Annotated in this window: 23 protein-coding genes and 1 pseudogene; 21 read left to right on the top strand and 3 right to left on the bottom strand. The window is 72.7% G+C overall.

The features are described from left to right. Window positions 1-29: 29 nt before the first annotated feature. Window positions 30-1,082: an ABC transporter ATP-binding protein gene (locus B1L11_RS19915; protein ID WP_079315897.1), complete on the bottom strand. Its 1,053-nt coding sequence runs from the start codon at window positions 1,080-1,082 to the stop codon at window positions 30-32. 135 nt (window positions 1,083-1,217) lie between these two features. Here B1L11_RS19915 and B1L11_RS19910 point away from each other — a divergent pair, with 135 nt between their 5' ends. The 19 genes and pseudogenes from B1L11_RS19910 (at window position 1,218) to B1L11_RS19830 (ending at window position 14,449) form a co-directional block, all read left to right on the top strand. Then, the gene (locus B1L11_RS19910; protein ID WP_079315896.1) at window positions 1,218-1,961 is read left to right on the top strand and encodes a FadR/GntR family transcriptional regulator; all 744 of its coding nucleotides are present in this window, start codon (window positions 1,218-1,220) and stop codon (window positions 1,959-1,961) included. Between the two features lie 5 nt (window positions 1,962-1,966). Next, on the top strand, window positions 1,967-2,749 hold the full coding sequence (locus tag B1L11_RS19905) for a cache domain-containing protein (protein WP_143737398.1): 783 nt from the start codon (window positions 1,967-1,969) through the stop codon (window positions 2,747-2,749). Window positions 2,750-2,790: 41 nt separating this feature from the next. Beyond that, entirely contained in the window at window positions 2,791-3,141 is a 351-nt protein-coding gene (hisI, locus tag B1L11_RS19900) for a phosphoribosyl-AMP cyclohydrolase (protein WP_030509961.1), read from the top strand. Window positions 3,142-3,253: 112 nt separating this feature from the next. Beyond that, window positions 3,254-3,766: a Trp biosynthesis-associated membrane protein gene (locus B1L11_RS19895; protein ID WP_179155230.1), complete on the top strand. Its 513-nt coding sequence runs from the start codon at window positions 3,254-3,256 to the stop codon at window positions 3,764-3,766. A 436-nt stretch (window positions 3,767-4,202) separates the two neighbouring features. Beyond that, window positions 4,203-4,859: an RDD family protein gene (locus B1L11_RS19890; RefSeq protein WP_079315873.1), complete on the top strand. Its 657-nt coding sequence runs from the start codon at window positions 4,203-4,205 to the stop codon at window positions 4,857-4,859. A 10-nt stretch (window positions 4,860-4,869) separates the two neighbouring features. Further along, on the top strand, window positions 4,870-5,295 hold the full coding sequence (locus B1L11_RS19885; RefSeq protein WP_079315872.1) for a DUF2752 domain-containing protein: 426 nt from the start codon (window positions 4,870-4,872) through the stop codon (window positions 5,293-5,295). A 144-nt stretch (window positions 5,296-5,439) separates the two neighbouring features. Further along, a complete protein-coding gene (gene trpC, locus B1L11_RS19880; RefSeq protein WP_143737397.1) occupies window positions 5,440-6,264 on the top strand; it encodes an indole-3-glycerol phosphate synthase TrpC in 825 nt (274 codons plus the stop codon). Between the two features lie 65 nt (window positions 6,265-6,329). Further along, the gene (gene trpB / locus B1L11_RS19875; RefSeq protein ID WP_256862720.1) at window positions 6,330-7,535 is read left to right on the top strand and encodes a tryptophan synthase subunit beta; all 1,206 of its coding nucleotides are present in this window, start codon (window positions 6,330-6,332) and stop codon (window positions 7,533-7,535) included. A 22-nt stretch (window positions 7,536-7,557) separates the two neighbouring features. Next, entirely contained in the window at window positions 7,558-8,352 is a 795-nt protein-coding gene (gene trpA, locus B1L11_RS19870; RefSeq protein ID WP_079315869.1) for a tryptophan synthase subunit alpha, read from the top strand. Between the two features lie 137 nt (window positions 8,353-8,489). Beyond that, on the top strand, window positions 8,490-9,059 hold the full coding sequence (locus B1L11_RS19865) for a DoxX family protein (protein WP_079315868.1): 570 nt from the start codon (window positions 8,490-8,492) through the stop codon (window positions 9,057-9,059). Window positions 9,060-9,182: 123 nt separating this feature from the next. After that, window positions 9,183-9,929: a thioredoxin domain-containing protein gene (locus B1L11_RS19860; protein ID WP_079315867.1), complete on the top strand. Its 747-nt coding sequence runs from the start codon at window positions 9,183-9,185 to the stop codon at window positions 9,927-9,929. 207 nt (window positions 9,930-10,136) lie between these two features. Further along, the gene (locus B1L11_RS19855) at window positions 10,137-10,298 is read left to right on the top strand and encodes an alpha helical protein (protein ID WP_079315866.1); all 162 of its coding nucleotides are present in this window, start codon (window positions 10,137-10,139) and stop codon (window positions 10,296-10,298) included. A 40-nt stretch (window positions 10,299-10,338) separates the two neighbouring features. After that, window positions 10,339-10,569 (top strand): hypothetical protein, encoded by a 231-nt coding sequence (locus tag B1L11_RS19850; RefSeq protein ID WP_079315865.1) that lies wholly within the window; start codon window positions 10,339-10,341, stop codon window positions 10,567-10,569. 125 nt (window positions 10,570-10,694) lie between these two features. Then, window positions 10,695-11,435: an ADP-ribosylglycohydrolase family protein gene (locus tag B1L11_RS19845; RefSeq protein ID WP_143737396.1), complete on the top strand. Its 741-nt coding sequence runs from the start codon at window positions 10,695-10,697 to the stop codon at window positions 11,433-11,435. Next, window positions 11,432-11,662 carry an ADP-ribosylglycohydrolase family protein gene (locus B1L11_RS45395; protein WP_179155229.1) on the top strand — a complete coding sequence of 77 codons (231 nt, stop codon included), beginning with the start codon at window positions 11,432-11,434 and terminating at the stop codon, window positions 11,660-11,662. The genes B1L11_RS19845 and B1L11_RS45395 overlap by 4 nt, the downstream gene beginning before the upstream one ends. A 91-nt stretch (window positions 11,663-11,753) precedes the next feature. Then, window positions 11,754-12,473: pseudogene (lgt, locus tag B1L11_RS19840) on the top strand (prolipoprotein diacylglyceryl transferase); the annotation flags it as partial. A gap of 331 nt (window positions 12,474-12,804) precedes the next feature. Then, window positions 12,805-13,524, top strand: coding sequence for a VIT1/CCC1 transporter family protein (locus tag B1L11_RS19835; RefSeq protein ID WP_079315864.1), 720 nt, complete (start codon window positions 12,805-12,807; stop codon window positions 13,522-13,524). Continuing rightward, on the top strand, window positions 13,521-13,775 hold the full coding sequence (locus B1L11_RS46960) for a hypothetical protein (RefSeq protein ID WP_179155226.1): 255 nt from the start codon (window positions 13,521-13,523) through the stop codon (window positions 13,773-13,775). The genes B1L11_RS19835 and B1L11_RS46960 overlap by 4 nt, the downstream gene beginning before the upstream one ends. Then, a complete protein-coding gene (locus B1L11_RS19830; RefSeq protein ID WP_143737394.1) occupies window positions 13,727-14,449 on the top strand; it encodes a hypothetical protein in 723 nt (240 codons plus the stop codon). The genes B1L11_RS46960 and B1L11_RS19830 overlap by 49 nt, the downstream gene beginning before the upstream one ends. 35 nt (window positions 14,450-14,484) lie before the next feature. Here B1L11_RS19830 and B1L11_RS51360 read toward each other — a convergent pair whose 3' ends face one another. Further along, entirely contained in the window at window positions 14,485-15,036 is a 552-nt protein-coding gene (locus tag B1L11_RS51360; protein WP_256862717.1) for a hypothetical protein, read from the bottom strand. Beyond that, the gene (locus B1L11_RS51355; RefSeq protein ID WP_256862716.1) at window positions 15,033-16,040 is read right to left on the bottom strand and encodes a bis-aminopropyl spermidine synthase family protein; all 1,008 of its coding nucleotides are present in this window, start codon (window positions 16,038-16,040) and stop codon (window positions 15,033-15,035) included. The genes B1L11_RS51360 and B1L11_RS51355 overlap by 4 nt, the downstream gene beginning before the upstream one ends. A gap of 158 nt (window positions 16,041-16,198) precedes the next feature. On the opposite strand from B1L11_RS51355, the gene gltB reads away from it, so the two are divergent. Continuing rightward, window positions 16,199-20,779 carry a glutamate synthase large subunit gene (gene gltB / locus B1L11_RS19820; RefSeq protein WP_372974701.1) on the top strand — a complete coding sequence of 1,527 codons (4,581 nt, stop codon included), beginning with the start codon at window positions 16,199-16,201 and terminating at the stop codon, window positions 20,777-20,779. A gap of 15 nt (window positions 20,780-20,794) precedes the next feature. Beyond that, on the top strand, window positions 20,795-22,279 hold the full coding sequence (locus B1L11_RS19815) for a glutamate synthase subunit beta (RefSeq protein WP_079315862.1): 1,485 nt from the start codon (window positions 20,795-20,797) through the stop codon (window positions 22,277-22,279). The last annotated feature ends 165 nt before the right edge of the window (window positions 22,280-22,444 follow it).

Genomic DNA, 22,444 nt, shown 5'->3' with positions numbered 1-22,444 from the left:
TGGTTCTCCTTGCTGTGAGTGGTGCGAAGTCAGCCGGCGGCGACCGGCGCGGCGGGGGCGTCGATGGGGAACTCGTGCCGGCGGTGCCACACGAGGCGGACGCGGGTGCCGCGCAGGCCCGTCACGTCCATGGACGACGCCTCCAGGTTCTGCTGGAGGGCGATCAGGCGCCCGCCCGCGTCGAGGTCCACGACGAACCGGGTCGCCGGACCGGCGTACACGACCTCGCGGATCAGGCCGGCCGCCTCGTGCTCGTCCGGTCCCGGCGGCTCGTCGCCGAGCACGACGCGCAGTTTCTCGGGCCGGACGCTGAAGGTCCCCTCCCTGCCCAGCACGGACCGCGCGGCCTCGCCGGAGATGAGGTTGGAGGTGCCGACGAAGGAGGCGACGAAGGCGGTGGCCGGGCGCTCGTACACCTCGGCGGGGGTGCCGACCTGTTCGATCCTGCCCTGGTTGAACACCGCGATCCGGTCGCTCATCGTCAGCGCCTCCTCCTGGTCGTGGGTCACGAACAGGAACGTGATGCCGACCTCCCGCTGGATCGCCTTCAGCTCGACCTGCATCTCCTCGCGGAGCTTGAGGTCGAGGGCGCCCAGCGGCTCGTCGAGCAGGAGCACGCGCGGCCGGTTGACCAGCGCTCGGGCCAGCGCGACCCGCTGGCGCTGGCCGCCGGACAGCTGGGCCGGGCGCCGCTTCTCGAAGCCCTCCAGCCGCACCGAGCGCAGCGCGGCGAGCGCCCGCTCGCGCCGCTCGGCTCTGGGCACCTTCTTCACCCGCAGGCCGTACTCGACGTTGTCCAGCACGCTCATGTGGGGGAACAGCGCGTAGTCCTGGAAGACCGTGTTCACGTCCCGCTCGAACGGCGCGAGCCGCGTGACGTCGCGCCCGCCCAGCTCGACCGTCCCTGCGGTGGGCGACTCGAACCCCGCGATCATGCGCAGCACGGTGGTCTTCCCCGAGCCGGACGGCCCGAGCATCGCGAAGAACTCCCCGTCGGCGACGTCGAGGTCGATCCCGGCCACCGCCTCGACCGGCCCGAAGCTCTTGCGCAGGCCGCGGAGACTGACTGCTTGGTCTGGCATGAAGTGAAACATATGAAGTTAAATGTTTCGCGTAAAGACTCGATCCGGTATCACTGTTGTCAACTTTCGCGGAGTCCACTTTCGGGGAGTCGACCGCCGCGGACGGCGTGGGCGAACAGGAGCGCGACCGTGAACATGGCCCGCCTGGCCGTCTTCTCCCCGGTGGACAGCACCGGCCGGGTGGACGCCGTCGTACGGCGGCTGGCCGACGCGATCGCGGTCGGCCTGCTCGCCGACGGCGAGCAACTGCCCAGCGAGGCGGAGCTCGCGGGCCGGCTCGGCGTCTCCACCGTGACTCTGCGGGAGGCGCTCATGGCGCTGCGCCAGCAGGGGATGGTCGAGACGCGGCGCGGTCGCGGCGGCGGCAGCTTCGTACGCCTGCCCGCCCAGCTCGACCCCCTGGCGCGGCTGCGCGCGTTCGCGGCCGACGAGCTGCGCGACTTCGGCGACCACTACGCGGCCATCGCAGGGACGGCGGCCCGGCTGGCCGCCGAGCGGTCGCTGCCCTCGGACGTCGCGCCCCTGTGGCGCACCCTGGACGAGATGGACGCCGTCGCCGCCGCGCCGGAGACGGCCGGATCAGGGGAGGCGTGCGCCCGGCTGCGCAGACTCGACGGCCGGTTCCACATCGAGGTCGCGGCGGCCTCGCAGTCGGCCCGCCTCACTCAGGAGGAGATCCGGTTACAGGCTGACATCGGACCGTTGCTCTGGCTTCCGCACGAGGGCCTGAGCGGGCACGATGAGACGGCGGCACAGCATCGCGCCATCGCCGGGGCCGTCGAGCGCGGCGACGGCGAGCAGGCCAGGGCCGTCGCCGAGCGGCACGTGCTCGACGCGACACGACACCTCATCGAGCTTCGGCTGCGGCTGCGGGAGTAAGAAGCATGAGCACACCGGCGTCACTTGTGCAGCACGACCGCGCCGCCGCGGCGCTGGCGCGCGTGCGTGAGACGGCCGAGGGCGTCTTCGAAGCGCTGCGCGAGGTCCGCGACGCCGCTGTCGCCTGCGTCCTGCCCGCCGGCGGCACGCGCCGCCCGGTCGTGGCCGACCTCGCGGCGCTGCGCCCGCTGCTGTGGGCCCGGCTGCGCGGCGGCGCGCTGCCCGCCCATCTGCCGGCGCTGATCGCGGGGATCGGCTTCATCGCCGCGCCCGGCCTGCTGGCCGATGCGCCGTGGTACCTCGAATGGTGGCAGGAGAACCCCTCCGGCGACCCCGTGCAGCTGCTGCGGAACATGGACCCGGCGAGCAGCGCCTTCTACGACTACACCCACTGGGACTGGTACGCCGGCCCGTTCTCCGGCGCCGAGCGCACGATCTGCGGCCCGTACGTCGACTACCTGTGCACCGACGAGTACAGCCTCACGCTGTCGGTGCCCGTGCGGCCGGGGGGAGCTTCGGCCGGGGTGGCCGCGGCCGGACGTGTTCGTCCGGCGGTTCGAGGCCGCGGTGCTCCCGGCGCTGCGGGAGATCCCGGGCCCGGCGTTCCTGGTCAACGCGGAGGGCCGGGTCGTCGCGTCCAACACCGCGAGCTGGGTCGCGGGATCGGTCTACCGGGGTGGCCCGCGCGACGGCGACCACGCCGTACGCCGGGTGGGCGACCTGCCGCTGTCGCTGGTGACCACGACGGCAGGCAGAGCAGGGTGACGGCAGCGGTGACGGCGGGGTAGCGGCGCCGGGGGCGGCCGGGACCTGCGGCACAATTGGCCTCATGGCCCTCGACCCGAAGATCGCCGACCGGCTCAAGCGCACGCCGGACGGTCTGGTGCCCGCGATCGTCCAGCAGCACGACACCGGCGAGGTGCTCATGCTCGCCTGGATGGACGACGAGGCGCTGCACCGCACGCTCACCACCGGCCGGGCGACCTACTGGTCCCGCAGCCGGGGGGAGTACTGGGTGAAGGGCGACACCTCCGGCCACGTGCAGTGGGTCAAGCACGTGGCGCTCGACTGCGACGGCGACACGATCCTGCTCAAGGTCGACCAGGTGGGGGCGGCCTGCCACACGGGCGACCGCACCTGCTTCGACGCCGACGTCCTCGACGTGAGCGGCGCGCCGTGACCGCCCCCGCGCCCGCCCGCGACCAGGCGCGCACGGCGCGGCGCTCGCTGCTCGTCTGGCTGGCCGCCTGCGCCGTGGGCGGCGGGCTCGCGCTGCTGGCCGCCGGCCGGGTGTGGGTCACACTCGGCACGGCGGGCAGCCCCGCCGGAGCGGGGCGGCGGCTCCCCTCACCGGCGACGATTTGGTCGCCTGGCTCACCCCCGCGGCGCTGGCCGCGCTCGCCGCCGTGCTGGCCGTGCTGGCGACCCGTGGCGTCGCGCGGCGGGTGACGAGCGTGGTCGTCGCCCTCCTCGGCGCGGCGGTCGCGGCCGGGGCGTGGGACGGCACGCGCGGCGGGACGATCGCCGCCGCGGCCGCGCAGCACATGACGACCGCGCTGACGTCCTCCGGGCACATCTCCGTGGAGTCGCGCGCCTGGGTCTGGCCGGTGCTGGCCGCCGCGGGCGGGCTCGTCCTGGCCGGAGCGGGCGCGGTGGCGGCGGCCCTGAGCGTGCGCTGGCCCGGCATGTCGAGCAGGTACGAGCGGGGCGCCGGGCGTGCGGGCACGGGCGGGGCCGCCCGGGTGAAGGACGCCGACAGGGCGATGTGGGACGCGATCGACGAGGGCGAGGACCCCACCGCCTGACCGGTCGACCGCGGGACAGCGCCCTTTCCGGGGCGTGTTGGACCGTTCCCACCTCAGATTACAAATTGTCCACAAAGCCGATTTCCACCGGCCGGCCGCCCCGCTGCCGGTAGGCTTCGCGCCGACCTCTGATCACCTCACAGGAGACCGAATGAGCCACGGGAGTCGGCCGGGCGGCACAGGCGGCCACGGCTGCCCGCCCCGCCGGGGTGACCGGCAGCCGGCCTCCGGCGGCCGTCGTCACCGGCCCTGGCCGGTCCGCACCGGCGCCGGCCACCCTCCGGCGCCGGCGGGAACGGCATGGTCGTCGCGTCGCTCCTCCCCGGCATCCCCGGCCCGTCTCCATGCGGTGCTCCGCGGATCTTCGGGGGCGTCTCCGGTCTCGTCGCGCTGAAAAGATCCGAGACTCCTTTCCCCACTCACGCAGGAGTACCACATGACGTACGGCAACGACCCGGGCTACAACCCGGGTGGTTACCCCCAGAACCAGCCCGGCCCGCAGGGCGGGTATCCCCCGCCGCAGGGTGGCTACCCGCAGGGTGGTTACCCGCCGCCGCAGGGTTCGTACCCGGCTCCGCCCGGGGGTGCCCAGTACGGCGGCGCTTACGGCCCGCCCGGCGGTTACCCGGCCCCCGAGTTCGCGCACTGGGGCCTGCGCGTCGGCGCCACGCTGATCGACGGCCTCCTCGTCGGCGTCCCGTCCGGCATCCTCTACGCCATCGGCGGCTCCATGACCGCCAGCTCGATCCAGGTGGACCCGAACACGGGTGAGATGACCTCCTCGGGCGGCAGCGGAATCGGCATGATCATCTACCTCCTCGGCTTCGTCGTGGCGATCGGCCTCGGCCTGTGGCTGAAGTACAAGGAGGGCACCACCGGCCAGACGGTGGGCAAGAAGGCCGTCGGCATCCAGACGGTCAAGGAGCAGACCGGCGAGTACATCGGCTTCGGCATGGCCGTCGTCCGGTACATCTGCCACGTCGTCGACGGCCTGCCCTGCTACATCGGCTACCTGTGGCCGCTGTGGGACGCCAAGCGGCAGACCTTCGCCGACAAGATCGTCGGCACCGTGGTCGTGCGCGCCCCGCGTTAGGCTGACCTTCATGGACGTCACCGGACGGCGCGCGTGGGACCGGGTGTGGTCGCTGCGCGCGCCGTTCGGCGCCGCGGCGGTTCTCGCCGGGGCGGTGGCGTACCTGGCGGTGGTGGACCCGCACGAGCCGGGTCATTACCCCGTCTGCCCGTTCTATTACCTGACCGGCCTGTACTGCCCCGGGTGCGGCGCGCTGCGCGCGGTGCACGACCTCGCCCACGCCGACCTCGCCGGGGCGGCGCGGATGAACCTGCTCTTTGTCTTCTGCGTCCCTGTCGTAATCACGTTGTGGGCCCGCTGGGCGTTACGATCATGGCAGGGACGGCCCGTGCGCCCGGACATCGCGCGCCCCGCGTACCTGTGGGGACTCCTCGCCGTCGCGGCCGTCTTCTGGGTGGTGCGTAATACGCCTTTCGGGCATTTCCTCGCACCGTGAATCGACCCGGTGGCGGCCCGACGCGAGACGGGCCGATACCATCGCAGGGCAGGACACGCAGAGCAGCCGACCGGAGGGACCCTTACGCGTGAGCGAGCGGACAGGCAAATCGCGCGAGCTCCGAGCCGAAGGCGAGGAGGACGCGTGAGTGTTCTTGAGGACATCATCCTGGGCGTGCGGGAGGACCTCGAAGAGCGGCAGCGCAACGTGCCGATCGAGGAGCTCAAGCGGCTCGCCGCCCGTGCCCCCGAGCCCCGGGACGCCTACGCCGCGCTCGGCGGCGACCGGGTGTCGGTCATCGCGGAGGTGAAGCGGTCGAGCCCCTCGAAGGGCGCGCTGGCCGCCATCGCCGACCCCGCCGCCCTCGCGGCGGACTACGAGGAGGGCGGCGCCCACGTCATCAGCGTGCTGACGGAGCAGCGCAGGTTCGGCGGGACGCTCGCCGACCTCGCGGCCGTGCGCGCGGCCGTGGACATCCCCGTCCTGCGCAAGGACTTCATCGTCACCTCCTACCAGCTGTGGGAGGCCAGGGCGCACGGCGCGGACCTCGCCCTGCTCATCGTGGCCGCCCTCGACCAGCAGGCGCTCGTCTCGCTGATCGAGCGCGCCGAGTCGATCGGGCTCGCCCCGCTCGTCGAGGTGCACACCGAGGAGGAACTCGTCCGCGCGGTCGACGCCGGCGCGAAGATCATCGGTGTCAACGCCCGCGACCTCAAGACGCTCGAGGTGGACCGCGAGGTGTTCGCCAAGCTCGCGCCCAAGGTGCCGGACGGCATCATCAAGATCGCCGAGTCCGGCGTCCGCGGTCCGCACGACCTGCTCGCGTACGCGCGGGCGGGGGCGGACGCCGTGCTGGTGGGCGAGAGCCTGGTCACCGGCAGGGACCCCAAGGCGGCGGTCAACGACCTGGTGACCGCGGGCGCCCACCCGGCCTCGCGGCAGGACACCGGCTCCGAGAGGCACTCGTGAACGACAGCGCTGCAGAGGGAGGCCGCGTGACCCCGACGGAAGGGACCATCATCACCCCCGCCGATCTGGCCGGCAACGGCGTCCACGGGAACGACCCCGACGTCCACGGCAAGTTCGGCAGGTTCGGCGGCAGGTACGTGCCGGAGGCCCTGATCCCGGCCCTCGACGAGGTCGCCGCGGAGTACGAGAAGGCCAAGACCGACCTGGATTTCCTGCGCGAGTTCGACCACCTGCTGCGCACGTACGCCGGCCGTCCCACGACGCTGACCGAGGTGCCGCGCTTCGCCCAGCACGCTGGCGGCGCGCGGATCCTGCTCAAGCGCGAGGACCTGACCCACACCGGCGCCCACAAGATCAACAACGTGCTCGGCCAGGCGTTGCTGACCAAGCGGCTGGGCAAGCGGCGCGTGATCGCGGAGACCGGGGCCGGGCAGCACGGCGTCGCCACCGCCACCGCCGCGGCGCTGATGGGCCTGGAGTGCGTCATCTACATGGGCGCCGTCGACTGCGAGCGCCAGGCGCTCAACGTCGCCAGGATGAAGCTCCTCGGCGCGACGGTCGTGCCGGTGACCAACGGCAGCCAGACCCTCAAGGACGCCATCAACGAGGCGTTCCGCGACTGGGTCACCAACGTCGACCACACCCACTACCTGTTCGGCACGGTCGCCGGGCCGCACCCGTTCCCCGAGATCGTCCGGGACTTCGCCCGGATCATCGGGGTCGAGGCGCGCCGCCAGGTGCTGGAGCTCACCGGCAGGCTGCCCGACGCGGTCTGCGCCGCCGTCGGCGGCGGCTCGAACGCCATCGGCGTCTTCCACGCCTTCATCGAGGACGAGGGCGTCCGGCTGTACGGCTACGAGGCAGGCGGCCGGGGCGTGGAGACCGGCGAGCACGCGCTGACCCTGACCGAGGGAAGCGTCGGCGTGCTGCACGGCGCCCGCACCTACGTCCTGCAGGACGAGGAGGGCCAGACGATCGAGTCGCACTCGATCTCGGCCGGTCTCGACTACCCGGGCGTGGGCCCCGAGCACGCGTGGCTCAAGGACACCGGCCGGGCCACCTACGAGGGCGTGACCGACGAGGAGGCCATGGAGGCCTTCGCCCTGCTGGCCCGCACCGAGGGCATCATCCCGGCCATCGAGTCCTCGCACGCGCTCGCGGGCGCGCTGCGGCTGGGCCGCGAGCTCGGCCCGGACGCGGTCATCCTGGTGAACCTGTCGGGCCGCGGTGACAAGGACATGGGCACCGCAATGAAGTACTTCAACCTCTGATCAGCATCGATAGGGCATCCCGATGACGACACTCCACGCGGTGTTCGACAAGGCCCGCGCCGAGGACAGGGCCGCGCTGGTCGGCTACCTGCCGGCCGGCTTCCCGACCAAGGACGGCGCGGTCGCCGCGGCGACGGCCATGGTCGAGGCCGGCTGCGACGTGATCGAGATCGGCCTGCCGTACTCCGATCCGCTCATGGACGGCCCGACCATCCAGGACGCGGTGCACCGGTCGCTGACCAACGGCACCCGCATCGCCGACGTGCTGCGCACCGTCGAGGGCGTGGCGAAGTCGGGGGCCGCGACGCTGGTCATGACGTACTGGAACCCGATCGACCGCTACGGCGCCGAGCGCTTCGCGCGCGACCTCGCCTCGGCGGGCGGCGTCGGGACCATCACGCCGGACCTGACGCCCGAGGAGTCCGAGCCCTGGCTCGCCGCGAGCAAGGAGGCCGGGATCGACACGGTCTTCCTCGTCGCGCCCAGCTCGCCGGACGAGCGCATCGCCCGGGTCGCCGCCTGCTGCACGGGCTTCGTGTACGCGGCCTCGCTGATGGGCGTGACCGGCGCGAGGGAGACCGTCAGCTCGTCGGCGGAGGGCCTGGTCAAGCGGACCAAGGCGAACACGTCGCTGCCCGTCTGCGTCGGGCTCGGCGTCGGGAACGGCGCCCAGGCCGCCGAGGTCGCGGCGTACGCCGACGGCGTCATCGTCGGGTCCGCCTTCATCCGGCGCCTGCTCGACGCGCCGGACGAGAAGTCCGGTCTTGCGGCGGTACGCGAGCTCGCGTCCGAACTCGCCCGGGGCGTCCGGCGCTGAGCCGCCCTGGGGTTTCCTTCCCGTACATGCGCCGCGAGCAGCCAAGATAAGGCGGCTTACCATGCTCTTATCCAGCACATGGTGAGGTTGGGTCCCGGTACTGTTCAGTCGGTGTTGCCTACCGGGCGAGGAGACTCATGGTTCAGTTGGCATCCGGCGCCTCGGTGTCCGAACGGTTACAGCCCGCGAAACCCGTGCTCTCCTGGGTCACGACCGCCGCACGGGTCGTGCTCGCCGGCGTACTGATCGTCGCCGGGGCGCTCAAGATCGGAGCGCCCGCGCTGTCGGTGCAGGCGGTGCGGGCCTATCAGCTCCTGCCCGACTCCGTCGCGCAGGTCGTGGGATACGGCCTGCCGGTCCTGGAGATCATCACGGGCCTGCTGCTGCTCGTCGGCCTGTTCACGCGCGCGGCGGCGGCCGTCGGCGGGGTGCTGATGGTGGCGTTCGTCATCGGCATCGTGTCGGCCTGGGCCAGGGGGCTGCGCATCGACTGCGGCTGCTTCGGGGGCGACGGCACGCTCGCCGCGGGACAGGACCCGAACTACTTCTGGGAGCTGATGCGCGACCTCGGGCTGCTGGTCTGTGCGGCGTGGATCGTGGTCAGGCCGGCGAGCCGCCTGTCGCTGGACTCCGCGCTGGGCTTCACGGGGGAGCGGGAGACGGCGGACGAGGACGGCTCGGACGGCGGCGAGGACGACGGTCTGTGATCGGGGACGACGTCGCCGAGCAGGCGACCGATCACGGGTCCTTCGGCCCTACCGCCCCAGGCCGCGCGGGGCCGACGGTAGTGCGCGAACGGAACCGGTAAGCAAAGCCAGGGGGGAAGCTTCGTGAGCAAGCGGACGAGTGAGGCGGCCAGGGCCCGGATCGCGGCCCAGCGGGAGGCCTTGCGCAAGCAGGAGCAGCGCAAGCGCATCACGATGATCGCCACCATCGCGGTGATCGTCGTGATCGCCGTCGCCTTCACGGTGTGGTCGGTGCAGCAGGGAACCGCGGAGGAGACCTCCGGGAACGCCGCTCCCGTCACCGTGGAGAAGGACGGGACGGTCGTGATGGCCAAGTCCGGCGTGACCGCGCCCGTGGTCGACGTGTTCGAGGACTTCCAGTGCCCGGCGTGCAAGCAGTTCGAGGAGACCAGCGGGTCCACGCTGAAGAACCTGGCCGCCGAGGGCAAGGCCAAGGTCGTCTACCACCCGATCACGATCTTCACGCAGGAGCCGACCAAGGGCAACTCGCTGCGCGCGGCCTCCGCCGCCCGCTGCATCACGGACGGCCGGCAGTGGCTGGCGTTCCACGACAAGCTCTACAAGAACCAGCCGAGCGAGACCGTGACCGGCTTCACGATCGACGAGCTGATCAAGTGGGGCAAGGAAGCCGGAGTCACCGCGGAGGACTTCGACAACTGCGTACGGCAGCAGCGCAACGTCGCCGCGCACCAGCAGTTCTCCGCGCAGACCATGAGCGCGCAGAAGCTGACCGGCACGCCGACCGTCAAGCTCAACGGCAAGGAGCTCGACACCAACGTCGCCTTCGTGCCGAACTCGCTGCGTGACGCGGTGGAGAGCGCCGGCAAGTGATCTCCCGCGGGGACGGCCCCACGCGGGCCGTCCCGCGCCCCGCCCGTCGCCAAGAATCGGGCAAAAGCCGCGTGGCTCTCCCCTGACGGGGGTATCGAGCGCGATGTCGCAAGCTCCGCACAGGGCGGGGACAGGCCGCTCCGACCGGAGCCCCGCCCGCGCCCGCCCCGGGCGGTTCCGCCGCGATGAGCCGAGCGAGGAGGCGCCGTGCCCGCCCATACCGGTGAGAAGGCCCGCAAGACCGGCGTCTTCCACTGCGCCGTCTGCGGCGAGAAGGTGTCGGTCCAGGAGGGCGACACGATTCCGAAGTGCCCCAACGGCCACACCGAGTTCGACAGCCGCACCCAAGAGCCGGACAACCGGTCGTGACGGTACGGCGAGGCCGCAGCGGAGCGGCGCCGCCGGGCCGATGAGCGGGCGCGACCTCCCGGGGGAGCAGGCCGGCGGACAGGACGGCGTCGTCCGTGTCGTCCTGCGGCCCATGGGAAGCCCGCTGCCGCTGGGGTTCCTCGGTCTCGCCCTGGCCATGACCGCCTTCGCCGCCATGGAGCTCGGCTGGGTGCCCGCCGCGGGTCCGGGGCGACCTGCGCGACCAGACGAAGGGACTGGCGCGGAGGCGGGCGTGCGTGAGCAGCTCTGAGGCTTCCCGGCGAGCCTCTGGACGGCCGCACGCACGTTCCACAGGCGGTGGGCGCGGCCTGACGCACGGGCATTCCCGCCGTTCTCGCCGGGTTTCACCGTCGCGGCCGTGGTTAGCATGCCCGCATGCCGTACGACGACCGGCCTCGACTCACCGAACTCTCCGGCGCCGCGAGGAGGATCCACGGCGCGATGATCGCCTTCGCGGCGGGCGACGCGCTCGGTGTGCCCTGGGAGGGCCGCCCGCCGGAGCGCATCGACGCGGCCGAGGTCGTGCGGCTGCCGGCGCCGGACCGGGGGTGGCCGCGCGGTTCGACCTCCGACGACACCGCGCAGATGGTGCTGGTCGCCCGGTGCCTGGCCGACACGGGAGGGCGGCCCGGCTCCATGGACTTCCTGGCCCGTCTGGCCGACGCGGCCCCCGGGGTGCGCGGCCTCGGGCCGACGACGCGGCGGGCCCTCGCGTACTTCCATGCCACGGGAGAGCTCCCCGTGCCTTCGGCCGGCGACCTGCCCACCAACGGCGCGGCCATGCGCATCGCCCCGGTCGGCTGGGCCGTGCCACCCGACCGGCCGGAACGCCGCCGTGGCCTGTGCGAGGCGTTGTCCGCCGCGACGCACCGGGCGCCGGCGGCCGTGGCGGCGGCCTGCGTGATCGCGGCCATGGCGTCGTCCGCGGTGGAGGACACGGTGGAGGGCGCGGGCGCGCCCGATCTGCTCGACGTGGCGGCGGCCGAGGCCCGCTGGGCGGGTGAGCACCACGGGCCGATGGACGCGTGGTGGACGCCGCACGCGGCCGGTGGTCGCCCCCGACCGAGGGCGTCTCCCTGGACGCGGTGGAGACGGCCGCCGCGGTGGTCCACGTGATCCGCGAGGCCCCGGACCTGGCCGCGGCGCTCCCGTACGCCGTGTCGCTCGGCGGGGACGCCGACACGGTCGCGGCGCTCGTGGGCGGCGTCCTCGGCGCCCGGGACCCCGAAGCGGTCGCCGCGCTCGGCTGGCTGGGGCTGGTGGATCTCGGCGAACACCCGGGCCTGGGGGACCTCGCGGCACGCCTCGCCGCCCTCCGCGAGACGCCGGACGACGGGCTCTGAGCGGGGTGCGGCGGACGGTCGGCGCAGGTCGCGGGACGGATGCCCGCGCCTCGCTCCGGGCCCGCCCTGTCTTGCGGTAACGTCACGTTACATGCCCCTCCTCGCCTCGATTCCCAGCCCGTCACAGGGGGTCTGGAATCTCGGACCGATCCCGATCCGCGCGTACGCGCTGTGCATCGTGCTCGGTGTCATCGTCGCCGTCTGGATCGGCGAACGCCGCTGGCGCGCCCGTGGCGGCGCCCCCGGGACGATCACCGACCTCGCGGTCTGGGCCGTGCCGTTCGGCCTCGTCGGCGGACGTCTCTACCACGTCATCACCGACTGGCAGATCTACTTCGGCTCCGAAGCGCCCAAGCGGCCGATCGACGCCCTGTTCATCTGGGAGGGCGGCCTCGGCATCTGGGGCGCGATCGCCCTCGGCGCGCTCGGCGTGTGGATCGCGTGCCGCCGTCGAGGCATCTCCTTCACCGCCGTCGCCGACACCCTCGCCCCCGGCGTGGCCGTGGCGCAGGCCATCGGCCGGTGGGGCAACTACTTCAACCAGGAACTGTTCGGCGGCCCCACCGACCTGCCGTGGGGCCTGGAGATCGATCCGGGCCGCCCGGGCACCGTCCCCGGCGCGACCACCTACCACCCGACGTTCCTGTACGAGTCGCTGTGGGACCTCGCGCTCGCCGGCGTGCTGATCCTGGCCGCCCGCCGGTTCAGCCTGCGGCACGGCCGGGTGTTCGCGCTGTACGTCGCGGGCTACACGCTCGGCCGGTTCTGGATCGAGGGGCTGCGGGTGGACCCCGCCCACCACATCCTCGGCCTGCGGCTGAACCAGTGGACCTCGATCGTCATCTTCCTGTGCGCGCTGGCGTACCTCTGGCTGGCCCGCAACCGTACGGGCGAGGAGCCGCTGGGCGCGACCGGCGACACCGGCGGAGACCTCTCCGACCCCGCCCACGGGCGGGACCAGGCCGACGAGCCGGAACTCCTGCGTGAGGACGAGCGGGACGAGAAGGCACAGGACCGGGAGGCACGAGGCGGCGACGACGACCCGTCACCGGGCGGCGACGCGGGCTCCGGCAGGCAGACGGCGACCGCGGGAGCGGGCGCGCGAGCGACGGCCCGGCGGCGGAACCGGAGGCCGGCCAGCGATGACGAAGGCCACGACGGGGGCGCGGGCCGAGATCCACCACGAGCACCGGGACGTCAACGGCGGCTGGTTACGCCCGGCCGTCTTCGGCGCGATGGACGGACTGGTCTCCAACTTCGCGCTGATCGCGGGCGTCGCCGGCGGCACCGCGGAGACCCGGATCGTCGCTCTCGCCGGCATCGCCGGCCTGGCCGCCGGGGCGTTCTCCATGGCGGGCGGCGAGTACGTGTCTGTCGCCAGCCAGCGCGAGCTCGCCCAGGCGGAGATCGACGTCGAACGCCGGGAGCTGGAGCGGCACCCCGAGGCGGAGGAGGCCGAGCTCGCCCGGATGTACGAGCAGCGGGGCGTGGACCCGGAGACCGCCAGGGAGGTGGCCCGGCAGATCTCCCGGAACCCGGAGGAGGCCCTGGCGGTCCACACGCGGGCCGAGCTGGGCGTGGACCCCGACGACCTGCCCTCGCCCGTGCTGGCCGCCGTGTCGTCGTTCCTGTCGTTCAGCATCGGCGCGCTGATCCCGCTCCTGCCCTACCTGCTGGGCGTGCGGGGGCTGTGGATCTCCGCCGCGGTGTCGATGGTGGCGCTGTTCGTCGCCGGCGCCGTGGTCTCCCGGGTGACGGCCCGCAGCTGGTGGTTCAGCGGCCTGCGCCAGCTCGTGGTGGGGGCCGTGGCGGCGGCGCTGACCTGGGGCCTGGGCTCGCTGATTGGAACCGGCGGTCTATGACCAAGCGCAAGCGCCGGTCGTCCGCGCCGGCCGAGGGGCGGACCGGGGCCGCCCTGGCCGAGCTGGGGCTGGACGACCGGCAGCAGCGTGTGGTCGTGTGGTCGGTCACCGCTGTGGGAGTGCTGGCGATCGCCCTGGTGCTGACGCTGGTGGTCAACGCGATCGGCGGCGGCAGTCGCAGCCGGTGCAGGCGTCGGGCGAGATGTCGGGGGAGGGCCTGCCCGCGTCCTTCCAGTCCTGGCCGTCTGTGAAGGAACTGGCCCCGATCGGCGACCGGAAGGCCGACAGCGCGCCGCTGACCGTCCAGGAGGTGTTCGGCGCACGGACGGTCACGGCCGGGAAGGTCACGCTGCGCCGGCTGGCCGGCCGCCTGGACCAGGCCTGCACGGGCGCCGTGTGGGGAGCCGACCTCGCCGACGCCCTGACCGAGGCCGGGTGCAGCCAGGCCGTCCGCGGCCTGTACGCCACCGCCGACGGGGTGTACGTCGCGCAGTACACCCTGTTCAACCTCGCGGACGTCGCCGCGGCCGAGTCGCTGGCGAAGTCGCTGGCGTCGCTCTACCGGGGCGCCTGGGTGCAGCCGCTGGAGTCGCCGCGGGCGAAGTTCGGCGCCTACAGCGAGGGAAACGCCTACGTCCTCGGGCACTACCTCGGGGTGGCCTGGATCGGCCGCGCCGACGGCGCGGAACCGGGGGAGAAGGACGACTTCATCATGCTCGGCCTGGCCGTGCGGGAGACCGAGAAGGCGGTTTTCCGCCGTGTGGTCAAGGTGGCCGGGGTGCCGTCGGACCCCGCGCAACCGGCGGGCCCGGCCGACACCGCCCAGCCCGCCGAGGAGCCTCCCTCCGATCCCGGCGCCTCTCCTACCGTGTCCGCGCCCGCGGCGAGCACGTCCGCGCAGCCGTCGGTGCCCGCCGCCCGCTAGGCCGGCCCGATATGCCCGCGCGGTGCCCGGTCTGATCAGGCCGTGGCGGGAGCGCCGATCCGCGCCCTCATCCCGGCGAGGCGGTGGAGGGGGAGTTCCAGCGGGGTGGCGTCGAGGGCCCACGGCGCGGCCTCCTCGACGGCGGCCCTGGCCTGCCGCTTGGTGAGCCCGGCCGTCTCGGTCAGTGCCTCGCGCCAGGCGTTGGCGACCTTCCCGTGGGCGCTGTCCATGATCCTGCGCACCACCCGGTCCGGTCCGCCGTCCGGGGGCGAGAGCCGTACGGCGTCGAGGACGTGGCCCTCGGCGGTCAGGCGATACACGGGGGCGAGCAGCGCGGCGAGCGCGGGCAGGTCCGCCACCGTGTCCACCACAGGGCCCGCGGTGAGCACGCGCACGTGCCGGGCACGCGTCGCGAGCAGCAGGCGGGGCAGCGCCGCCTCCAGCCCGGCCGGCACGGCGATCGCCACCCGCTCGGGGTCGGCGGCGTACGGCTTGGCCAGCAGGGTGGCGAGCCGGGTGCGCGGCACCTGCGGCAGCAGGCCGCGTGGCCAGTCGCCGGCCAGCAGGCCCGGCCCGAACGCGGTCACGGCCGCCTCGTCCGGCGGCGCCGCCGGGGCGGACTCGACGGCCTGGGGCCCCTGCGTGTAGATGGCCGTGGCGAGGCGGTCGAGCCGGGCGCGATCGCCGGCCACGTCTTCGTGGTGGGCCGCAGCACGTACAGGTCCGCCGCGCTGCCGATCGCCTCCGCCCCGAGATACCGGTTGAAGTGCGGAAATATCGCCTCGTGCAGCAGGTTGAGGTCGAAGAGGGCCTTTTGCACCTTCAGTGCGAGCATCGGAGTGCGCTCGGAGGCGCCGTACGCCACGAGGATCCGCCCCTGCTCGCGGTCGCGCAGGCCCTCGGCGGCGCGGGCGGCGAACAGCCCGATCCCCTCGGGCGTGTACGGCGGGTCGGTGATCGCGAGGTCGGCCCAGCCGCGCAGCGACGGCGGCAGGCCGAGGCGCAGGTCGGCCCAGCGGGTGCGCACCCCCAGGTCCTGGGCGTCGATGTACTCCAGGATGCGGTCGTCGATGTCGGCCACGGCGACCTCGACCTCGGGGTGGACCATCCGCACGGCCAGCGAGGTCAGGTCGTGGTCGCCGACGCACAGCAGGCGGGCGCCGGGCAGCCAGAACCTTCGCCCCAGCAGGAGGGCGCGGCGCAGCACGGTCTCGGCGGTAGCGGAGACGTGGTCGAGCGCGTGCCGCCCCCGGGGAGCCTCGGCGATCAGCGCCTCCAGGCGTCCGAGCGTCTCGGCGTGCTCCGCGACCATTCCGGCGACCGGATTCCCAAGACCGGAAATATCCGCATCTACCCCGACGTTGTAGCGGTTGACCTGATCAATGGGAATACGGACGCGGTCGCCGCTGTGCTCAAGGGGGAGCACCCGCAGCAGCGACTCGATCGTCCGCCGCGACGTCGCGGTCTCCCTGACCAGGTCGGCCAGGGTCCACCAGCGGCCGCCGGCCAGGAGCGCCAGCGCTCCGCGCAGGCGCAGGCCGTCCACGCCGGCCTCCGCCAGCAGTTCGTCGATCGCCTCATGACCACCCATGCGCAAACCATATCCACGGCGCTGACCTGTGAAGGTTCGCGAAGCGGACCTGGGGGGCACTATTCCGGCAGCGTGTTGTAATCTCTAAGGACCACAACCGCAGCAGGGCCAGCGTCGTCCCTCTGTTCCACGCAGACGTTGACGACGGGAGTGACTACATGCCTGCTGCCCGCCTTGGCCTTCCCGGAGGTCTCCCCGAGCCCCAGGGACTCTACGACCCCGGATTCGAGCACGACGCCTGTGGCGTAGCCATGGTGGCCGATGTCGCCGGCCGCCGCAGCTACGACATCGTCGCCAAGGCACTGACGGCGCTCCGCAACCTCGACCACCGGGGTGCCAGCGGCAGCGAGCCGGACACCGGCGACGGCGCGGGCATCCTCACCCAGATCCCCGACGCGTTCTTCCGGGCCGTCGTGGACTTCACGCTGCCGCCCGAGGGCGCGTACGCCGCGGGCGCCGCGTTCCTGCCGCTGGACGAGCAGGCGAGGCAGACCGCGATCGGCCTCATCGAGCAGATCGCCGCCGAGGAGGGCGTGACGATCCTCGGCTGGCGCGACCTGCCGGTGGACCGCGACCTGCCCGGCGCCACCGCCCGGGCCGTCATGCCGCACTTCGCGCAGCTGTTCGTGACCTCGCCCGGCGGCGAGACCGGCGTCGACCTCGACCGGATCGTGTTCGCCTTCCGCAAGCGGGCCGAGCACGAGGCGGACGTCTACTTCTCCTCGCTGTCCTCGCGGACCATCGTCTACAAGGGCATGCTGACCTCGCTGCAGGTCGAGCCGTTCTTCGCCGACCTGTCCGACGAGCGCTACGTCAGCGCCATCGCGCTGGTCCACTCGCGCTTCTCGACCAACACCTTCCCCTCCTGGCCGCTGGCCCACCCCTACCGGTACGTCGCGCACAACGGCGAGATCAACACCGTGCGCGGCAACCGCAACTGGATGCGCGCCCGTGAGGCCATGCTCGCCACCGGCCTGATCCCGGGCGACCTGCGGCGGCTGTTCCCGATCTGCGACCCCGACGGCTCCGACACCGCCTCGTTCGACGAGACGCTGGAGCTGCTGCACCTCGGCGGCCGGTCGCTGCCGCACGCCGTGCTGATGATGATCCCGGAGGCGTGGGAGAACCACACCGAGATGGACCCGGCCCGCCGGGCCTTCTACGAGTTCCACTCCACTCTCATGGAGGCGTGGGACGGCCCCGCGTCCATCACCTTCTCCGACGGCACGCTGGTCGGCGCGGTCCTCGACCGCAACGGCCTGCGCCCGGGCCGGTTCTGGGTCACCGACGACGGCCTGGTCGTGCTCGCCTCCGAGGCGGGCGTGCTGTCCGACATCCCGCAGGAGAAGGTCGTCCGCAAGGGCCGCCTGCAGCCGGGCCGCATGTTCCTGGTGGACACCGCGCGCGGCCGGATCATCGAGGACGACGAGATCAAGGCCGAGCTCGCCGCCGCCGAGCCGTACGGCGAGTGGCTGCACGCGGGCCTGGTCCGCTTCGAGGAGCTGCCCGAGCGCGAGCACGAGCACCCCACCCACGAGGCGCTGGTCAAGCGGCAGCAGACCTTCGGCTACACCCAGGAGGAGCTGCGGGTCATCCTCACGCCGATGGCCAAGAACGGCGCCGAGCCGATCGGCTCGATGGGCACCGACACCCCGGTGGCGGTGCTGAGCGAGAAGCCGAGGCTGCTGTTCGACTACTTCAGCCAGCTGTTCGCGCAGGTCACCAACCCGCCGCTGGACGCCATCCGCGAGGAGCTCGTCACCTCGCTGCAGTCGACGATCGGCCCCGAGGGCAACCTGCTCGACCCCGGCCCGGCCTCGTGCCGCCGGCTCGTGCTGCCCTACCCGGTGATCGACAACGACGAGCTCGCCAAGATCATCCACATCAACGACGAGGGCGCGCTGCCCGGCTTCCAGCCGTACGTCGTGTCCGGCCTGTTCGACGCGGCCGGCGGCGGCGAGGCGCTGGTGCGGCGGCTCGAGGAGATCCGCCAGGAGGTCTCCCGGGCCATCGAGGACGGCGCGCGGATCATCGTGCTGTCCGACCGCGGGTCGTCCCGCGAGAAGGCGCCGATCCCGTCGCTGCTGCTCACCGGCGCGGTGCACCACCACCTCATCCGGGAGAAGTCCCGCACCCGGGTCGGCCTCGTGATCGAGACCGGCGAGGCCCGCGAGTGCCACCACATGGCCCTGCTCATCGGCTACGGCGCGAGCGCGATCAACCCCTACCTCGCGCTGGAGACGGTCGAGGACATGATCGCCACCGGCCAGCTCGACCTCGACCCGCGCAAGGCCGTGCGCAACCTGATCAAGGCGTACGGCAAGGGCGTGCTCAAGGTCATGTCCAAGATGGGCGTGTCCACGGTCGCCTCCTACACCGGCGCGCAGATCTTCGAGGCCCTCGGCCTCGGCGCGGAGGTCATCGACCAGTGCTTCACCGGCACCACCTCCCGCCTCGGCGGCGTCGGCTTCGACGTGCTGGCCAAGGAGGCGCTGGAGCGGCACGCGCGGGCCTACCCCCGCGCGGAGAACCCGCACCGGCGGCTGGAGGTCGGCGGCGAGTACCAGTGGCGCCGCGAGGGCGAGCCGCACCTGTTCAACCCGACCACCGTCTTCAAGCTGCAGCACTCCACCCGCACCCGGCGTTACGAGATCTTCAAGGAGTACACGTCCCTGGTGGACGGGCAGTCCGAGAAGCTCATGACGCTGCGCGGCCTGTTCAAGCTGCGTCCCGGCGGCGCGCCCCTGCCGATCGAGGAGGTCGAGCCGGTCGAGTCGATCGTCAAGCGGTTCTCCACCGGCGCCATGTCGTACGGCTCCATCTCGATGGAGGCGCACGAGACGCTGGCCATCGCGATGAACCGGCTCGGCGCCAAGTCGAACACCGGTGAGGGCGGCGAGGACCCGGAGCGGCTGCACGACCCCGAGCGGCGCAGCGCGATCAAGCAGGTGGCCTCCGGCCGCTTCGGCGTGACCAGCGAATACCTGGTCAACGCCGACGACCTGCAGATCAAGATGGCGCAGGGCGCCAAGCCCGGCGAGGGCGGCCAGCTGCCCGGTCACAAGGTGTACCCGTGGATCGCCAAGACCCGGCACTCCACGCCCGGCGTCGGCCTCATCTCGCCCCCGCCGCACCACGACATCTACTCGATCGAGGACCTGGCCCAGCTCATCCACGACCTGAAGAACTCCAACCCGCGCGCCCGCGTCCACGTGAAGCTGGTCGCCGAGGTCGGGGTCGGGACCGTGGCGGCAGGCGTCAGCAAGGCCCACGCCGACGTCGTGCTGATCTCCGGCCACGACGGCGGCACCGGCGCCTCCCCGCTGACCTCGGTCAAGCACGCGGGCGCCCCCTGGGAGCTCGGCCTGGCCGAGACCCAGCAGACGCTGCTGCTCAACGGCCTGCGCGACCGCATCGTCGTCCAGGCAGACGGCCAGCTCAAGACGGGCCGCGACGTGATCATCGCGGCGCTGCTCGGCGCGGAGGAGTACGGCTTCGCCACCGCTCCGCTGGTCGTCTCCGGCTGCGTCATGATGCGGGTCTGCCACCTCGACACCTGCCCGGTGGGCGTGGCCACCCAGAACCCCGAGCTGCGCAAGCGGTTCACCGGCAAGCCCGAGTTCGTGGTGAACTTCTTCGAGTTCATCGCCCAGGAGGTGCGCGAGTACCTCGCCGAGCTCGGCTACCGCTCGCTCGACGAGGTCATCGGGCGGGCCGACCTGCTCGACACCACCCAGGCGGTCGAGCACTGGAAGGCCTCCGGCCTCGACCTGGCGCCGATCCTGCACCAGCCGGAGCTGCCCGAGGGCACCCCGCGCCGCAAGGTCGTCGAGCAGGACCACGGGCTCGACAAGGCGCTGGACAACACGCTGATCCAGCTCGCCGAGGGCGCGCTGAACTTCGGCGACCCGGTCACGCTGGAGCTGCCCATCCGCAACGTCAACCGCACGGTCGGCACCATGCTCGGCCACGAGGTGACCAAGCGGTACGGCGGGGCCGGCCTGCCGGACAACACGATCGACGTGTCGTTCACCGGCTCCGCGGGCAACTCGTTCGGCGCGTTCGTGCCGCGCGGCGTCACGCTGCGGCTGACCGGCGACGCCAACGACTACCTCGGCAAGGGCCTGTCGGGCGGCCGGATCGTCGTCCGCCCGCACCCCGACGCGCCGTTCGAGGCCGAGACGCAGGTCATCTCCGGCAACGTCGGCCTGTACGGCGCTACGTCCGGCGAGGTCTTCGTCCGCGGCATCGTGGGCGAGCGGTTCTGCGTGCGCAACTCCGGCGCGACCGCCGTCGTGGAGGGCGTGGGCGACCACGGCTGCGAGTACATGACCGGCGGCCGGGCCGTCGTCCTCGGGCCGACCGGCCGCAACTTCGCCGCCGGCATGTCGGGGCGGCGTCGCGTACGTGCTCGACCTGCGGCCCGAGCGGGTCAACCGCGAGATGGTCGAGCTGGAGGCGCTGGACGACGACGACGCCGAGTTCCTGCGGGAGATCGTCGAGAAGCACTTCGCGGAGACCGGGTCCACGGTGGCCAAGGCGCTGCTCGCCGACTGGGACGCCGCGCTCGGCCGGTTCGGGAAGGTCATGCCGACCGACTACAAGCGGGTCCTCCAGGCGAGGGCCGCCGCCGAGGCCGAGGGCCGCGACATCGACGAGGCGGTCATGGCCGCCGCCCACGGGTGACGCCGATGCGGATCATCGCGACCGTCTCCATGACCGTTTCCACGCAGGGATAGAGGGGGGTAACACCGTTGGCTGACCCGAAGGGGTTCCTGACACACGGGCGCGAGCTGCCGGCGCGCCGCCCGGTCGACGTTCGCATCCGCGACTGGCGCGAGGTCTACGAGGACTTCCCCCGGCCCGCGCTCACCAAGCAGGCGGCCCGCTGCATGGACTGCGGCATCCCGTTCTGCCACAACGGCTGCCCGCTCGGGAACCTCATCCCCGAGTGGAACGACCTCGTCTACCGCGACGACTGGCGTGAGGCGATCGAGCGGCTGCACGCGACCAACAACTTCCCGGAGTTCACCGGCCGCCTGTGCCCGGCGCCGTGCGAGTCGGCGTGCGTCCTCGGCATCAACTCCGACCCCGTCGCGATCAAGCGGGTCGAGGTCGAGATCGTCGACCGCGCCTTCGCCGAGGGCTGGGTCACGCCGCAGCCGCCCGCCGCCAAGACGGGCAGGAAGGTCGCGGTCGTCGGCTCGGGGCCGGCCGGCCTCGCCGCCGCGCAGCAGCTCACCCGCGCCGGGCACGACGTGGTCGTGTTCGAGCGGGCCGACCGGATCGGCGGGCTGCTCCGCTACGGCATCCCCGAGTTCAAGATGGAGAAGCGGCACGTCGACCGCCGCCTCGCCCAGATGGAGGCCGAGGGCACCGAGTTCCGCGCCGGCGTCAACGTCGGCGTGGACGTCACGGTGGCCCGGCTCCGCGAGGAGTTCGACGCCGTCGTGCTGGCGGGCGGGGCCACGGCCTGGCGCGACCTGCCGGTGCCCGGCCGTGAGCTCAAGGGCGTCTACCAGGCGATGGAGTACCTCCCGCCGGCCAACAAGACACAGGAGGGCGACTACGCCGAGTCGCCGATCTCGGCCGAGGGCAAGCACGTCGTCGTGATCGGCGGCGGCGACACCGGCGCCGACTGCATCGGCACGGCGATCCGCCAGGGCGCCCTGTCGGTCACCCAGCTGGAGATCATGCCGAAGCCGCCGGCGACCCGTCCGGGCAGCCAGCCGTGGCCGACGTACCCGATGCTGTTCAAGATGGAGAGCGCGCACGAGGAGCTGGAGGCCGGGGCGGGCGACCGCGTGTACGCGGTGTCCACCACAGAGTTCGTCGGCGACGACGAGGGCAACGTGCGGGCGCTGCGCCTGGTCGAGGTCGAGGGCCCGGCGGCGGGGTTCAAGCCGATCCCCGGCACCGAGCGGGAGATCCCGGCCGAGCTGGTGACGCTCGCGATGGGCTTCCTCGGCCCGGAGAAGGGCCCGCTGCTGAACGATCTCGCGGCGCTGTCCGGCGACCCCGAGTCGTTCTTCGACGCCCGGGGTAACGTGGCCAGGAACGCGTCGTACGAGACGTCGGTCGAGGGCGTGTTCGCGGCCGGCGACATGGGCCGGGGCCAGTCGCTGATCGTGTGGGCGATCGCCGAGGGCCGGTCGGCCGCGGCGGCGGTGGACCGCTACCTGAGCGGGCGGACCGTCCTGCCCGTTCCCATTCCGCCGACCGCGAGGCCCCTCGTCTGAGAGGTGACCCGCCGCCGTGGTCCCAGGGGACCGGACCACGGCGGTCGGGGTGTACGGGATAAAACGGGCATATCCAGTTCGGTGGCCGGGTTGCGAGCGCGTGCGGCCGCCGGGAGGATGCTGTGCCCGGATCGAGGGGCCTCCGCACCAGGGGCCCGCAACCGA

The sequence above is a fragment of the Microbispora sp. GKU 823 genome, assembly GCF_002027145.1.
In the GTDB taxonomy this organism is placed as follows: Bacteria; Actinomycetota; Actinomycetes; order Streptosporangiales; family Streptosporangiaceae; genus Microbispora; species Microbispora siamensis.
This window is presented reverse-complemented; position numbering and strand designations above follow the sequence as displayed.

Coding starts and splice junctions, on each gene's coding strand:
- B1L11_RS19915 (WP_079315897.1), bottom strand. CDS start 1,082: ATGCCAGACCAAGCAGTCAGTCTCCGCGGCCTGCGCAAGAGCTTCGGG.
- B1L11_RS19910 (WP_079315896.1), top strand. CDS start 1,218: ATGGCCCGCCTGGCCGTCTTCTCCCCGGTGGACAGCACCGGCCGGGTG.
- B1L11_RS19905 (WP_143737398.1), top strand. CDS start 1,967: ATGAGCACACCGGCGTCACTTGTGCAGCACGACCGCGCCGCCGCGGCG.
- hisI (WP_030509961.1), top strand. CDS start 2,791: ATGGCCCTCGACCCGAAGATCGCCGACCGGCTCAAGCGCACGCCGGAC.
- B1L11_RS19890 (WP_079315873.1), top strand. CDS start 4,203: ATGACGTACGGCAACGACCCGGGCTACAACCCGGGTGGTTACCCCCAG.
- B1L11_RS19885 (WP_079315872.1), top strand. CDS start 4,870: ATGGACGTCACCGGACGGCGCGCGTGGGACCGGGTGTGGTCGCTGCGC.
- trpA (WP_079315869.1), top strand. CDS start 7,558: ATGACGACACTCCACGCGGTGTTCGACAAGGCCCGCGCCGAGGACAGG.
- B1L11_RS19865 (WP_079315868.1), top strand. CDS start 8,490: ATGGTTCAGTTGGCATCCGGCGCCTCGGTGTCCGAACGGTTACAGCCC.
- B1L11_RS19850 (WP_079315865.1), top strand. CDS start 10,339: ATGAGCGGGCGCGACCTCCCGGGGGAGCAGGCCGGCGGACAGGACGGC.
- B1L11_RS19845 (WP_143737396.1), top strand. CDS start 10,695: ATGCCGTACGACGACCGGCCTCGACTCACCGAACTCTCCGGCGCCGCG.
- B1L11_RS19835 (WP_079315864.1), top strand. CDS start 12,805: ATGACGAAGGCCACGACGGGGGCGCGGGCCGAGATCCACCACGAGCAC.
- B1L11_RS46960 (WP_179155226.1), top strand. CDS start 13,521: ATGACCAAGCGCAAGCGCCGGTCGTCCGCGCCGGCCGAGGGGCGGACC.
- B1L11_RS19830 (WP_143737394.1), top strand. CDS start 13,727: ATGTCGGGGGAGGGCCTGCCCGCGTCCTTCCAGTCCTGGCCGTCTGTG.
- B1L11_RS51355 (WP_256862716.1), bottom strand. CDS start 16,040: ATGGGTGGTCATGAGGCGATCGACGAACTGCTGGCGGAGGCCGGCGTG.
- gltB (WP_372974701.1), top strand. CDS start 16,199: ATGCCTGCTGCCCGCCTTGGCCTTCCCGGAGGTCTCCCCGAGCCCCAG.